General features: G+C 67.8%; 11 protein-coding genes. All 11 read right to left on the bottom strand.

The window, feature by feature from the left end; translation table 11 throughout:
* Positions 1-166: 166 nt before the first annotated feature.
* Positions 167-1,285, bottom strand: coding sequence for a substrate-binding domain-containing protein (locus ASC59_RS15425; protein WP_055824751.1), 1,119 nt, complete (start codon positions 1,283-1,285; stop codon positions 167-169).
* Between the two features lie 69 nt (positions 1,286-1,354).
* On the bottom strand, positions 1,355-2,695 hold the full coding sequence (gene mmsB, locus ASC59_RS15420; protein ID WP_055824750.1) for a multiple monosaccharide ABC transporter permease: 1,341 nt from the start codon (positions 2,693-2,695) through the stop codon (positions 1,355-1,357).
* Positions 2,695-4,245, bottom strand: coding sequence for a multiple monosaccharide ABC transporter ATP-binding protein (gene mmsA / locus ASC59_RS15415; RefSeq protein ID WP_055824748.1), 1,551 nt, complete (start codon positions 4,243-4,245; stop codon positions 2,695-2,697). Before mmsA ends, mmsB begins: the two co-directional genes overlap by 1 nt.
* A 255-nt stretch (positions 4,246-4,500) precedes the next feature.
* Entirely contained in the window at positions 4,501-5,535 is a 1,035-nt protein-coding gene (locus ASC59_RS15410) for a LacI family DNA-binding transcriptional regulator (protein ID WP_055824746.1), read from the bottom strand.
* A 168-nt stretch (positions 5,536-5,703) separates the two neighbouring features.
* Positions 5,704-7,032, bottom strand: coding sequence for an MFS transporter (locus tag ASC59_RS15405; protein WP_157488174.1), 1,329 nt, complete (start codon positions 7,030-7,032; stop codon positions 5,704-5,706).
* 330 nt (positions 7,033-7,362) lie between these two features.
* A complete protein-coding gene (locus ASC59_RS15400; protein WP_055824743.1) occupies positions 7,363-8,196 on the bottom strand; it encodes an aldo/keto reductase in 834 nt (277 codons plus the stop codon).
* A gap of 186 nt (positions 8,197-8,382) precedes the next feature.
* Positions 8,383-9,300 (bottom strand): cyclase family protein, encoded by a 918-nt coding sequence (locus ASC59_RS15395; RefSeq protein WP_055824741.1) that lies wholly within the window; start codon positions 9,298-9,300, stop codon positions 8,383-8,385.
* Between the two features lies 1 nt (position 9,301).
* A complete protein-coding gene (locus tag ASC59_RS15390) occupies positions 9,302-10,609 on the bottom strand; it encodes an APC family permease (RefSeq protein WP_055824739.1) in 1,308 nt (435 codons plus the stop codon).
* A gap of 79 nt (positions 10,610-10,688) precedes the next feature.
* Entirely contained in the window at positions 10,689-11,126 is a 438-nt protein-coding gene (locus tag ASC59_RS15385) for a nuclear transport factor 2 family protein (RefSeq protein WP_082513730.1), read from the bottom strand.
* Between the two features lie 80 nt (positions 11,127-11,206).
* Positions 11,207-11,605 carry a nuclear transport factor 2 family protein gene (locus tag ASC59_RS15380; protein ID WP_055824738.1) on the bottom strand — a complete coding sequence of 133 codons (399 nt, stop codon included), beginning with the start codon at positions 11,603-11,605 and terminating at the stop codon, positions 11,207-11,209.
* Between the two features lie 187 nt (positions 11,606-11,792).
* Entirely contained in the window at positions 11,793-12,965 is a 1,173-nt protein-coding gene (locus ASC59_RS15375; protein ID WP_055824736.1) for a cystathionine gamma-synthase, read from the bottom strand.
* Positions 12,966-13,064 lie beyond the last annotated feature (99 nt).

Genomic DNA, 13,064 nt, shown 5'->3' with positions numbered 1-13,064 from the left:
GTCCATGTTAGCGCTAACGAACGGGCGGAATGCAAGTGGTTCAGGTCTCGATCGTGCACCGTGATCAAGCTGTGACCTGCGCGCGCATTAAGAGGGGTACGTCGGGAACGCGGAACGGCCCCCGCTCCCGAGGGAGCGAGGGCCGTTCGTGACGCGGGAGCGCTGCTTAGGAAGCGGCGTTCACGATCTCGAGGAGGTTGGGGTTGTTCTTGTACGCCTCGGCTGCGTTGTCCTTGGTCACGATGACCGGAGCGAGCAGGTAAGCGGGAACGACCTTCTCGCCGTTGTCGTACTGCTCGGTGTCGTTGACCTCGGCCTCGTCGCCCTTCTGGAGCTCGCCGATCATCTTGATCGTCTGCTCCACCAGGAGGGTGGTGTCCTTGTTGATCGTGGAGTACTGCTCTCCAGCCATGATCGACTTGACCGACTCGACCTCGGAGTCCTGACCGGTGACGGTGACCTTCGAGATGTCCTTGCCGGCCTGCTTGGTCGACGTGATGATGGCGCGAGCCAGCGTGTCGTTCGGGGACAGGACACCGTCGATGGCGTCGCTCGAGTAGTTCGAGGTCAGCAGCGAGTCCATGCGGCTCTGGGCGTTCTCAGCCTTCCAGCCCTGGGTCGCGGTCTGGGCGACATCGGTCTGGCCCGACTTGACGACGAGGGTTCCGTCGTCGATCTTCGGCTGGAGCACGTCCATCGCACCGTTGAAGAACACGGCGGCGTTGGCGTCGTCGGGCGAGCCCGAGAAAAGCTCGATGTTCCACGGGGCAGCGTGACCCGAGCGCTTCTCGAGACCCTCGAGGAGAGCCTGGCCCTGGAGCTGGCCGACCTTGAAGTTGTCGAACGCGACGTAGTAGTCGACGTTCGGCGTGTTCTCGATGAGGCGGTCGTACGCGATGATCTTGACGCCGGCGTCGGCAGCCTGCTGCAGCTGCGTTCCGAGCTGCTTGCCGTCCTTCGCGCCGATGACGATGACCTTCGCGCCGTTGGTGACCATGGCCGAGATCTGGTTCTGCTGCTCGGCGACGGTGTTGCTGGCGGGTGCGTACTGCACGTCGCCCTTGTAGCCGGCGTCCTTCAGGCCGTTCTCGAACAGGCTTCCGGCGAGAACCCAGTTCTCCGAGGTCTTGTCGGGGAGCGCGACACCGATGGTCGAGTCAGCGGCGAAGCCCTTGGCGGCTTCACTGGACCCGCCGGTGCTTGCACCGCGGTCGGACGAGCAGCCCGACAGCGCGAGGGCAGCTGCGGCTGCAACCGCGACTGTTGCCAAAGCGATCTTCTTCATTGATTTCACTTTCTCTTGGTGGTGGTGGTGAGAGGGATGGTGCAGGTCTTGGGGCCGGATGCCGCGAGCTCAGCTGCGCAGCGACTCGGCCGAGGCGTTGTCGTTCGTCGGCAGCACGGTGCCCGACGACTCGAGAACGGGCTCGTCGGCCGCGGCGCGGGCCTTGCGGCGCTGCGACCAGATGCCGAAGATCGACGGGCGACCCTGGCGCTTGCTCCAGACGTCGACACCCACGGCGATCAGGAGCACGAGGCCCTTGATGATCTGCACGAGGTCGGCGCCGGCACCGATCAGCTGGAGGCCGTTGTTGAGGAACGCCATGACCAGACCACCGACGATGGAACCGATGACCGTACCGATACCGCCCGAGACCGCAGCGCCACCGATGAAGACCGACGCGATCGCGTCGAGCTCCCAGCCGTTGCCGTCCTGCGGGCCGGATGCCGTTGCCCGCGCCACGTAGATCATTCCGGCGAGCGAGGCGAGCACCGACATGTTCATCATGACGAAGAAGTCGACACGACGGTCCTTGACGCCCGAGAGCGTCGCGGCCAGGCGGTTGCCGCCGACGGCGTAGATGTGGCGGCCACCGATGGTGCTGCGAGTGATGAAGGAGTAGAGGATGACGAGGGCGACCAGGATGATGCCCGAGATCGGGAAGCTGGTGCCGACGCGACCGGTGGCGAACAGCCAGGCGGCGGCGAGGATCACACCGGCGAGCAGCACGACCTTGACGACCGAGACCCAGACGGGCGACGAGGTGGAGCCCATCTTCTTCTGCACGCGGCGGATGTGCCACTCGTTGTAGACGATCCAGGCCGCGCCGAGGATGCCGAGGATCATCGTTCCGGTGCTGAACGGGAACGGACCGAAGTCGGGGATGTAGCCGGCGCCGATGTAGGTGAACTCCGACGGAACCGCGACGCTGGTGGACTGGCCGATGAACTGGTTGCCACCGCGGAAGATGAGCATGCCTGCCAGGGTCACGATGAAGGCGGGAACACCGATGTAGGCGACCCAGAAGCCCTGCCAGGCACCGATGGCGGCACCGACGGCGATGCCGAGCACGATCGCCAGCGGCCAGGGGAGGTTCCAGTCCGCCATGGCCTTCGCCACGACGATGCCCGTGAAGGCCGCGACGGATCCGACCGACAGGTCGATGTGGCCGGCGATGATGACCATCACCATGCCGATGGCGAGGATCAGGATGTAAGAGTACTGGTTGACGACGTTGATGAGGTTCGTCGGGGAGAGAGTCAGTCCGTTCGTCAGCACCTGGAACAACAGGATGATGACGATGAGGCTGCCCAGGATGCCGAACTGGCGCAGGTTGGACTGGCCGCCACCGAACATCTTCTTGATGTCGGCGAACCCGCCACTCTTCTTCGTCGAGCTGGTTTCGGTGCTCATCAGTTCTGAACTCTCTTCCGTGCGGAGGTCATGCTCTTCATCAGGGTTTCGGGGTTGGCATCCGTCACGGGGATGTCACCGGTGATCTGGCCTTCGAAGACGGTGTAGATGCGGTCGGCGATGCCGAGCAGTTCGGGGAGCTCGCTCGAGATGAGGATCACGCCCTTCCCCTGCGCGGCCAGTGCCTGGATGATCGTGTAGATCTCGTACTTGGCTCCCACGTCGATGCCGCGGGTGGGCTCGTCGAGGATGAGCAGGTCGGGGTCGGTGAACATCCACTTGGCGAGGACGACCTTCTGCTGGTTTCCACCGGAGAGCTTGCCCACCCCCATGTCGACGGTCGGCGCCTTGATGCGCAGCGACTTGCGGTACTCCTCGGCGACCGCGTACTCGCGCATGTCGTCGACGACCTGGCCGCGGGAGATCTTCTTGAGCTTCGCCGACACGATCGACGCCTTGATGTCGTCGAGCAGGTTGAGGCCGAGCACCTTGCGGTCCTCGCTCACGTAGGCGAGGCCGGCGTCGATCGCCTGCGACACGTCGCGCAGTTCGATCTCCTCGCCGTCCTTGACGATGGTGCCCGACACGAAGCTGCCGTAGGAGCGGCCGAAGAGGCTCATGGCCAGCTCGGTGCGTCCGGCGCCCATGAGGCCCGCGAGACCGACGATCTCGCCGCGGCGCACGTACAGGCTCGAGCCCTTGACGACCAGGCGCTCGGCGACCTGCGGGTGCTGCACGGTCCAGTCCTTCACCTCGAAGAACACGTCGCCGATGTTCGGGGTGCGGTCGGGGAAGCGGCTCTCGAGGCTGCGGCCGACCATGCCGCGGATGATGCGGTCCTCGTTGATCTCGCCTGCGGCGATATCGAGGGTCTCGATGGTCTTGCCGTCGCGGATGATCGTGATGGAGTCGGCGACCTGCTCGATCTCGTTGAGCTTGTGGGAGATCATGATCGACGCGATGCCCTTGCCTTTGAGACCCCGGATGAGGTCGAGCAGGTGCTGCGAGTCGTTCTCGTTCAGTGCGGCGGTCGGCTCGTCGAGGATGAGGAGCTTGACGTCCTTGTTGAGCGCCTTGGCGATCTCGACGAGCTGCTGCTTGCCGACGCCGATGTTCTTGATCTGGCGGTCGGGGTCCTCGTTGAGGCCGACGCGGGCGAGCAGCTCTGTGGCCTTCGCCTTGGCCTCCACCCAGTCGATGACGCCGTGGTGGGCGAGCTCGTTGCCGAGGAAGATGTTCTCGGTGATGGAGAGCTCGGGGATGAGCGCCAGCTCCTGGTGGATGATGACGATGCCCGCGTTCTCGCTCGAGCGGATGTCCTTGAACTCCACCTTCTCGCCGCGGAAGACGATCTCACCGGTGTAGGTTCCGGCGGGGTAGACGCCGGACAGCACCTTCATGAGGGTGGACTTGCCTGCGCCGTTCTCGCCGCAGATTGCGTGCACTTCGGCTGCGTTGACCGTGAGGGAGACCTCCGACAGCGCCTTGACGCCGGGGAACTCCTTGGTGATCGAGCGCATCTCGAGGATGGGGTGCTGCTCAGACGGCATCGCTTGACTGTCCCTTCGAACCGTGGCTGAACGTGGAATCGGCCGCACCCGCATCGCGAGTGTCCGTCACCGTCACGGGCAGGGCAGCCGCTGCGCGGCCGGGCTGCAACATGAAGCTCACGGGCTGACTCCGATGTCAAAGGGATGGGTCGGAATTTCTGATGTGACTGTCGTGTGACCGTTCACATCGCGTCTCATAGTGCCTCCACGACGAACCAGTGTCAAGTTGAGTCCGCGTCACGCTTTCGTAACGGCTCAGTAATGCAGGAGGGCCGCATGCACGGGCCCGCTGGAGCCGCGCACGACGAGGGCCGGCACGATCTCCTCGCTCTCCGACGCGGGCTCGCCCTGCAGCTCGCTGAGCAGCAGGGCCACCGCGCGACGCCCGACCTCGCGGAACTCCTGGTGCACGGTTGTGAGCGGCGGAGACACGTGCTGGGCCACCGGGATGTCGTCGAAGCCGACGACGCTCACGTCGTGCGGAACATCGAGACCGGCATCCCGGAAGGCGTGCATCAGACCGATGGCCATGAGGTCGTTCGCAGCGAACACGGCGCTGAAGTCCCGGTACCGGCTGAGCTCCCGCCCGGCGTAGTACCCGAAGTCGGCGGTCCAGTCGCCCAGGATCGGCGGGTGCGTGCGCAGGTCGGCGTCGATGATGGCGTCGAGGAAGCCGCGCATGCGGGCCTCGGCCTCGATCCAGTCCTGTGGGCCGGCGAGGTGCACGATCTCGGCGTGGCCGAGGTCGATGAGGTGCTGGGTCGCCGCGCGGGCACCGGCGATCTGGTCGACCGCAAGGGCTCGGTGGTCGCTCTGACCCGTTGACTGCAGGCTCACGTACGGGATGTCGAGGGCCATGCCGGCGAGCACGTCGAAGACGCGCACCTGCGGCGCCATCACGATCAGGCCCTCGACGTCCTGCAGCACCAGGTGCTTCAGGGCGTCGACGATCGCAGCGGGAGTCGATGCGGCCAGGTTCGCGGTGTTCACGAAGTACCCGGCCTCGCGGGCGGCATCCTCGATGGCGGCGATGCTCGACGACGGGCCGTACTCGCCCGTCGTCGCCGAGAGCACGCCGATGGTGCGCGACTTGCTGGTGACGAGCGCACGGGCGGCGCGGTTGGGGCGGTACTTCAGCGCCTCCATCGCATCGAGCACCCGCTGGCGGGTCTCGTCGCGGATGCTCGGGTGCCCGTTGAGCACTCGGGAGACGGTCTGGTGCGACACGTCCGCAAGGCGCGCGACATCGCGGATCGAGGGCGCTCGCCCCTTCTGCGGCTCTGGCGACATTGACGGACCGTTCGGATGTTCACGTTCACATGGAAAAGCTCAGATCAATTATGCACATGAGCGGCGGATGCGAAAGTTCACGATGTGACAGTCACATTGCGCGGATTGTGTGACAGCGCCGCAGACGACGCCGCACTTTCACCGCTTCGCGCACATATACCGCGTCGGTCATCGACGGCGCACGCGCGCTCCCAGCGCAACGGCGAGCACGCCGCAGGCGGCCGCGACAGCGAAGGCCGCAGTGAAACCGGCGCTGGTCTGGGCGGCGGATGCCTCCTCGGCCGAGGTTCCAGCAGCCGTGACCACGGCGAGGGCCGTGGCGGCGAGGGCCGCCGCGGCTCCGATCGCATCGGCGATGGCCAGTGAGGAGCTGTTGGCGCCCTGGTTGCTCGCATCGGAATATTCGAGAGTCAGAACGGAGAGCCGGGGATACCCGAAGCCCATGCCGACACCGGCGAGCACCCAACCGCCGATCGCGAGGAATGGAGAGAGGTGCAGTGCGCTGGTGAGGCCGACGATGACGATGCCGGCGAACAGTCCCGTCGCACCCCACCGGACCACATCGGCGCTGAGGATGCGCTGCCCCGCGCGTCCCTGCAGATGGGAGCCGAGCGCCCACGCCACTCCCGCGCCGGTGAGTGCGAGGCCGGCGAAGGCGGCGGAGTAGTCGTACTGCTTCACGAGCATGTAGGGAACGTAGGCCTCGGCGCCGAAGAATGCGGCCGCCATGAGCAGTCGCACGAGCACGACCGAGGGCAGTCCCCACGCCGAGCGCAGCGTGCCGCGCGGCACCAGCGGAACCAGCGCCACGCCGGCCACGACCACCGAGACGACGGCCACGATCCAGCGCACAGCGCCGTCGAGTTCGGCGGTCAGGGTGAGCGCGAGCACGGCGGCGGCCGCCAGCACCGACCAGCCGAACCGCACCGGAGTCCAGCGCGGCGCCGTGCTGGCGACATCCGTCAGTCGCCCTCGGAGTGCGATGCCGACCATGGCCAGCGCGGCGACCACCAGCGCCACGACGCCGAGGAAGACCCAGCGCCAGCCGACCGACTCGGCCACGGAGCCGGCGATGACGGGTCCGATGATGGACGGGAGCACCCAGGCCGCGGCGAACGACGCGAAGATGCGCGGATGCCGCACCTCGGGGTAGACGCGCGCCACGATCACGTAGATGGGCACCGTGATGGCACCGCCGCCGATGCCCTGCACGATGCGCCCACCGATGAAGACGGGCATCGAGGGGGCGAGCCCGGCGATCAGCAGGCCCACTGTGAGGGCGATGACCGCCGCGTACAGCGGGGCGCGCGGACCTCGCCTGTCGGCCCAGTCGCCGGCGAGGATCATGCCGATGACGCCGGCGGCGATGGGCGCGGAGAAGGCGAGGGCGTAGGCGTTGGCACCGTCGAGGTCCGCCGTCACCAGGGGCATGGCCGTCATGATGGCCAGCGACTCGAAGGCGCTCAGCACGATGAGGGAGATGAGGCCGACGAGCACCCACGGCGATGGCTGCGTCGCCGTACCGGGTGCGTCCGCTCGGTGAGGCGCAGACGGCTCCGCTCGGCGAGGCGCCGACGGCTCCGCTCGGTGGGGCCCGGACGAAGTCCGCGGCCGAAGCGCCTCCGACCCCGCGCTCGATTCAGTACTGCTCACTCGTTCGATCCTAGGACGATCGCCGCTGCCGAGAACGGAGCCCGTGCTGGTCCACGGCGTCGAGACCGAAGGTCAGGCGGGTGACACACTCCACGCACCCACGCGAACTCCGCTCTCGGGCTTCGCGCCGGGCGCAATCGGGATGCGCCCGCGTTCGAAGCGTGAGCTGGCGCTCTAGTACTCCTCGTTGGTGTCGGGGTCGCCGCCCCACAGGCGTCCGCGCTCGAGCGAGGAGATCGTGGCGACCTCGTCGTCGCTGAGCTCGAACCCGAACACGTCGAGGTTCTCGCGCTGACGGGCCGCATCCGCCGACTTCGGAATCGGGATGGATCCGAGCTGGATGTGCCAGCGCAGCACGACCTGGGTCGGGGTAACCCCGTGGCTGTCGGCGATCGCGGCGATCAGGGGCTCTCGGGTGAGTTCGCTCCGGTTGGCGAGCGGGCTCCACGACTCGGTGCGGATTCCATGCCGCTCGTGGAATGCACGCAATGAGGCCTGGGGGAAGTACGGATGCAGCTCGATCTGGTTGACGGCGGGCGTCACTCCCGTCTCGCCGATGATGCGATCGAGGTGCTCCTCGGTGAAGTTGCTCACGCCGATGGAGCGCACCTTGCCCTCGTCGCGCAGCGCGATCATGGCCTTCCAGGTGTCGAGGTACTTGTCGACCATGGGCAGCGGCCAGTGGATGAGGTAGAGATCGATCACGTCGAGCCCGAGGTTCGTCGACGACTCGGCGAAGCTGCCGAGAGTCTCGTCGTAGCCATGGTGCCGGCCGGGGATCTTCGAGGTCACGATGATCTCGCCGCGGTCGATCCCGGACACCCGGATGCCGTCGCCGACCTCGGGCTCGTTCTCGTAGTTGAGCGCCGTGTCGAGCAGGCGGTAGCCGCTGCCGATCGCCGCGGCGACGGCCTCCGTTCCTGCTGCGCCGCGGAGCCCGTAGGTGCCGAGGCCGATCACGGGGATCGAGGTCTGGTCGTTCAGTGTGTACGTCGGAATCTCAGCCATGCGTCCATCCTGCGCCCGACGGGATGCGGATGCGAGGGGTTGACGGTGTCCCGCTCCTCGCTCGCTGAGGCCCCGACGAAGTCGGCGCACACTGCTCGCTCGCTGAGGCCCCGACGAAGTCGGCGCCCGCTCCTCGCTCGCTGAGGCCCCGACGAAGTCGGCGGCCGAAGCGTGCGCGAGCGGCAGCTAGCCGAGTTCGGCGAAGGCGCGCACGGGGAAGGTGCCGAAGTCGGCCACCTTCGGGGGCACGGCCGTGAAGCGCGCACCACGAGCCGGGACAGCGCCCAGGTTGGTGAGGTGCTCCACCACGTGGATGCCGGCGTCGAGCAGCAGGCTGTGGGCCGGGCGCTCTCCCCCGCTCTCGGTGTCGTCGATGTTGAGCGAGTCGATGCCCACGAGCGTGACACCGGCGTCGACGAGGTGCTGCACACCCGCCTCGGTGAGGAACGGGGCCCCAATGGCGTAGGCGGGCCGGCCGAAGTGCACGTCCCAACCCGTGTGCAGCAGCACGGCGGATCCGGCGAGGTCCCGGTCGTGGAACACCGAGGCCGGAATGCCCCTCGTGGCGGCATCCGTTCGCCAGGAGACGTCGGCGAGGTGGAAGACCTCGGCGCGCAGGCCGACGAGGGTCGACAGCTCGAGTCCGGCGAGGTCGGTGCCGCCCGCGTAGCGGTGGAATGGGCTGTCGAGGTAGGTGCCGGTGTTGCCGATCATGGTGATGACGTCCATGGCGAACTCGGTGCCCGGCGCGTACTTGGCGCGCGAGTCCTCGCGGGTGAGGTGCGGCGTGATCACCGGGGCTGGCAGACCGGGGTAGGTCACGAGGCCGGCCGAGACGGTGTGGCTGAGGTCGATGATCCGGCGTTCGGTGGGGACGGCGCCATCCGTTCCCCGCGAACCCTTGTGCTGCTCCTCGACGATGCTGAGCTCGGTGATGTCGACACGCTGCACCAGGGCCAGCCCGAGGTGGCGCACGAACAGCTCGGCGAGCTCGCTCTCGGAGACGTCCGCCGACGGCAGGTCGAGCCTGAAGTCGCTCACGCGCAGGTCGCCTCCGTTGAGGAAGGCGACCTCGGCATCGAAGCGGGCACGGAAATCGGTCATGTCAGGTTCTCACTCTCGTTCTGCGTTTGATGATGCCGACGATGACGGCCGCGAGGGCCAGCACCGCCGGGATGATGAGGTTCGGGCCGGCGAGCACGAGCAGGCCGGCGGTGAGCACCGTCGAGATCACGGCCATCCACCAGCCGAGGCTCCAGGTGGCCAGCAGGCGCACGGCGGCGACCATGCCGATGGCGTAGATGGCGGCCATGCTGCTGGTGTGAACGAGGATGAACGGCGTCAGCTCGAAACCGCTCGCGGCCATGAGCGCGTAGTAGGTGCCGATCAGCAATGCGACGACGGTGAGGCTCCGCCGCGGGACGCCGCCGTCCTCGACGCCGCGCGCGAACCAGCGCGGGAGGTCGCCGTCGCGGCCGAGTGCCGCGCCCAGCTTGCTGAACGCACCGACGTAGGCGTTCACGACTCCGGCGACGACGACGGCCGCGATCACGGCCACGAGGAACGGACCATAGCCGGGCGCACTGTCGGCGACCAGGTCGACGAGGGGCGTCGCGCTGCCGGCGGCATCGCTGCCGAGCACGGCGACGGTGACGAACTGCAGGGCGAGGTAGGCCGCTCCCACGACGACCACCGCGATCGCTGTGGCGAGGGGAATGACGCGGCGCGGGTTGCGGAACTCTCCCGCGATGTGGGTGCCAACCTCCCAACCGGCGAACGCCCAGAGGAACAGGCTGATCGCCGTGCCGATGCCGGCGATGCCATGTGGCAGGAACGGCTGGAAGTTGGCGGCATCCGACTGCGGGAAACTCACGACGACGACGCCGACCACGACTATCAGCAGCAGGGCCGTGAGCACGAGCTGCAGCGCGCCCGAGACGCGCACGCCGAAGAAGTTGATGACGAACGGCGGCACGAAGATGGCGATGCCCACCCAGGCGACGGCGGCGTGATCGACCCCGAGCACCGCGACCACGTACTCGGCGCCCAGCACCCCGACGACGGGGGCTCCGACGCAGACGCCGAAGTAGAACCAGTAGCCGGCCATGCGCGCCCAGACGTCGCCGAGGGCTCGGCGTGCGTAGCTCGCGACGCCGCCGGGGTCCGGATAGCGCGAGGCGAGGGCGGCGAAGGTGCCCGCGAGCGGGATGGAGAGCAGGAACACCGCGGCGACGGCGATGATCGAGGCCGGCCCGGCGACGGATGCCGCCAGCCCGGGCAGCACGAGGATGCCGGTGCCCAGCACGGCGGCGATGTAGAGCGCAGTTCCGCGGGCGAGCCCGAGGGATCCGTGGTGTACGGCCGGCTCCGAGCTCTGCCCGGCCTCTGCTGCGCCGGTCGCGGTGGTGGTCACCCGTCCACTATGCCCGACCGGCGCATCCCGCTACGCTGGCAGTAATGACGATGTTCGTCGAAATCCTGCCAACGCTGTGTCAGCCGGTGGTGGTGCGGGAGTCGGGGTTGGAGTCGGACTTGGAGTCGGTCTCGAGGTCGCTCTCCGGTGGCGCGCCGACGTCTTTGGCGTCGATGCTCATGTACCACTCGGTGTAACGGGAGGCCCGGCCGTCTGCCGCGAACTCGATGACCCAGAGGTTCTCGTAGCTGCGCCCGTCGGCGTAGTCGGTGCGTCCGCGGATGACGGCGGTCTCGGGAGTGACTGCCACCGGGCGCCACCCGAACTCGTAGTCCCCCGGCTCGTCCCGTGCGGTGAGCCACCAGTCGACGATGGCATCATGGCCGATCGCCGGGTGTACGTGCGGGGCGGGGAAGTACTCGGCGTCCTCGGTGAACAGGGCGCGGATGTCGTCTGGCTCGTTCGAGCCCCACGCCAGCAGGTAGCCGTCCATCCACGTCTCGACGCTCAGGCTCATGCTCGTGCTCCCGTCTCGCTCCTGCCCTCGATGCCGGCGTCGAGGGCCTTCTCTCGGTGCCAGGCCTCCGGAGTGCGCCGTCAGTCCTCGGACGCCGTGATGGTGGCGCCCTTCGGCCCGGAACCGTCGGCCGGAACCTCGACCCACCATTCGGTGAAGCGACTGGCGCGGCCGTCGGGCTCGAAGTCGATGACCCAGAGGTTGTGGTACCCCTCGCGCTCGCGGTAGTCGGTGTAGCCCTGGATCACGGCGCGACTCGGAGTGACGGCGATGGGCTCCCACCGGAAGGTGTAGTCGCCGGGTTCGTCGCGGGCGTCATCCCACCACTCCAGGATCCCGTCGATGCCCGACTTCGGCGGGCGGCCGGGCAGCGTGTAGTACTCGGCGTCTTCGGTGAACAGGGCGCGGATGTCGTCGGGCTCGTTCGAGTCCCAGGCGCGCAGGTAGGCGTCCATCCAGTCGTTGATCGGTTCGCTCATGCGTACTGTTCTACCGCGAGGCGACGACATCGCGCACGGGGGTTGCGGTATCGCGAGAGACCGCCCCCGCTCGGTCCCCGAACCCCTTCGAACGCCGACTTCGTCGGGTCCTCAGCGAGCGAGTGGATGCGAGCCCTTCGACCGCCGACTTCGTCGGGTCCTCAGCGGGCGAGGGCGAGGGCCGGCGTCAGCCCGCGACGGCCTCGAGCGCCTGCAGCACGTCGGCCACCAGGTCCTGGACGTCCTCGATGCCGACGGAGAGACGCACGACGTTCTCGGGCACCTCGAGCTCGGTGCCCTTCACGGAGGCGTGGGTCATGGCCGACGGGTAGTTCACCAGCGACTCGACCCCGCCCAGCGACTCGGCCAGCTGGAACAGCTCGAGCGACTCGGCGAAGCGGCGGGCGGCATCCGCACCGGTTCCGGATGTCGGACGCACAGCCAGGGAGAGCATGCCGCCGAACCGGGACATCTGGCGAGCGGCCAGCTCGTGGCCGGGGTGCGACGGAAGGCCCGGGTAGTAGACGGCCTCGAGTGCCGGGTGATCGACGAGAGCCTCGGCGATGGCCTGGGCGTTGGCGGAGTGGCGCTCCATGCGCACGTCGAGGGTCTTGATGCCGCGGATGGTGAGGAACGCATCCATCGGCGCCGACACGGCACCGGCGGCGAACTGCAGGAACTTGACCTTGTCGTGCAGCTCGTCGTCGTTGATCACCAGGCCGCCCCCGATGACGTCGGAGTGTCCGCCCAGGTACTTCGTGGTCGAGTGCACGATCACGTCGGCGCCCTGGCTCATCGGCTGCTGCAGAGCCGGCGACGCGAAGGTGTTGTCGACGACGACGATGGCACCGGCCTCGTGGCCGATCTCGACGAGGGCGGCCACGTCGCTGATCTTCATGAGGGGGTTCGACGGCGTCTCGATCCAGAGGATGCGCGTGCCCTCCGTCGCCACGGCGGCACGCACGGCGTCGAGGTCGGCGAGGTCGACCGGAGTGTTCCGGATGCCCCATGCCCCGTGCACGCGGTTGATGAGGCGGTAGGTTCCGCCGTAGACGTCGTTGCCGAGCACGACGTGGTCACCGGGCTGGAGCACAGCGCGCAGCAGGGCGTCCTCGGCGGCGAGGCCGGAGGCGAAGGAGAGGCCGTGCTTTCCGCCTTCGAGGGCGGCGAGCAGGGTCTCGAGCGCGGTGCGGGTCGGGTTGCCCGATCGGGCGTACTCGTAGCCGCCGCGGAGGTTGCCGATGCTCTCCTGCACGAAGGTGGAGGTCTGGTAGATCGGCGGGATGACGGCGCCGGTGGTGGGGTCGAACTCCTGGCCGGCGTGGATGGCGCGGGTGGCGAAGCGGTCTGAGGTGGTCATGGTGTTCTCCTGAAACTGGAAAGCGAGGAAGTCTTGGTCGAATCGGCTCGATCCGGCCCCGGAAGCCGTCGGGCGGCGAGAAGTTCCTCGCTTTTCAGG

Origin of the sequence: Leifsonia sp. Root1293, assembly GCF_001425325.1 — a bacterium.
GTDB lineage: Bacteria > Actinomycetota > Actinomycetes > Actinomycetales > Microbacteriaceae > Orlajensenia.
The sequence above is the reverse complement of the archived record's forward strand: the minus strand, read 5'-3'. Positions and strand labels throughout refer to the sequence as shown.

Excerpts from the sequence above, each read along its gene's own strand:
- ASC59_RS15425 (WP_055824751.1), bottom strand. The coding sequence starts at position 1,285 with ATGAAGAAGATCGCTTTGGCAACAGTCGCGGTTGCAGCCGCAGCTGCC.
- mmsB (WP_055824750.1), bottom strand. The coding sequence starts at position 2,695 with ATGAGCACCGAAACCAGCTCGACGAAGAAGAGTGGCGGGTTCGCCGAC.
- mmsA (WP_055824748.1), bottom strand. The coding sequence starts at position 4,245 with ATGCCGTCTGAGCAGCACCCCATCCTCGAGATGCGCTCGATCACCAAG.
- ASC59_RS15410 (WP_055824746.1), bottom strand. The coding sequence starts at position 5,535 with ATGTCGCCAGAGCCGCAGAAGGGGCGAGCGCCCTCGATCCGCGATGTC.
- ASC59_RS15400 (WP_055824743.1), bottom strand. The coding sequence starts at position 8,196 with ATGGCTGAGATTCCGACGTACACACTGAACGACCAGACCTCGATCCCC.
- ASC59_RS15395 (WP_055824741.1), bottom strand. The coding sequence starts at position 9,300 with ATGACCGATTTCCGTGCCCGCTTCGATGCCGAGGTCGCCTTCCTCAAC.
- ASC59_RS15385 (WP_082513730.1), bottom strand. The coding sequence starts at position 11,126 with ATGAGCCTGAGCGTCGAGACGTGGATGGACGGCTACCTGCTGGCGTGG.
- ASC59_RS15380 (WP_055824738.1), bottom strand. The coding sequence starts at position 11,605 with ATGAGCGAACCGATCAACGACTGGATGGACGCCTACCTGCGCGCCTGG.
- ASC59_RS15375 (WP_055824736.1), bottom strand. The coding sequence starts at position 12,965 with ATGACCACCTCAGACCGCTTCGCCACCCGCGCCATCCACGCCGGCCAG.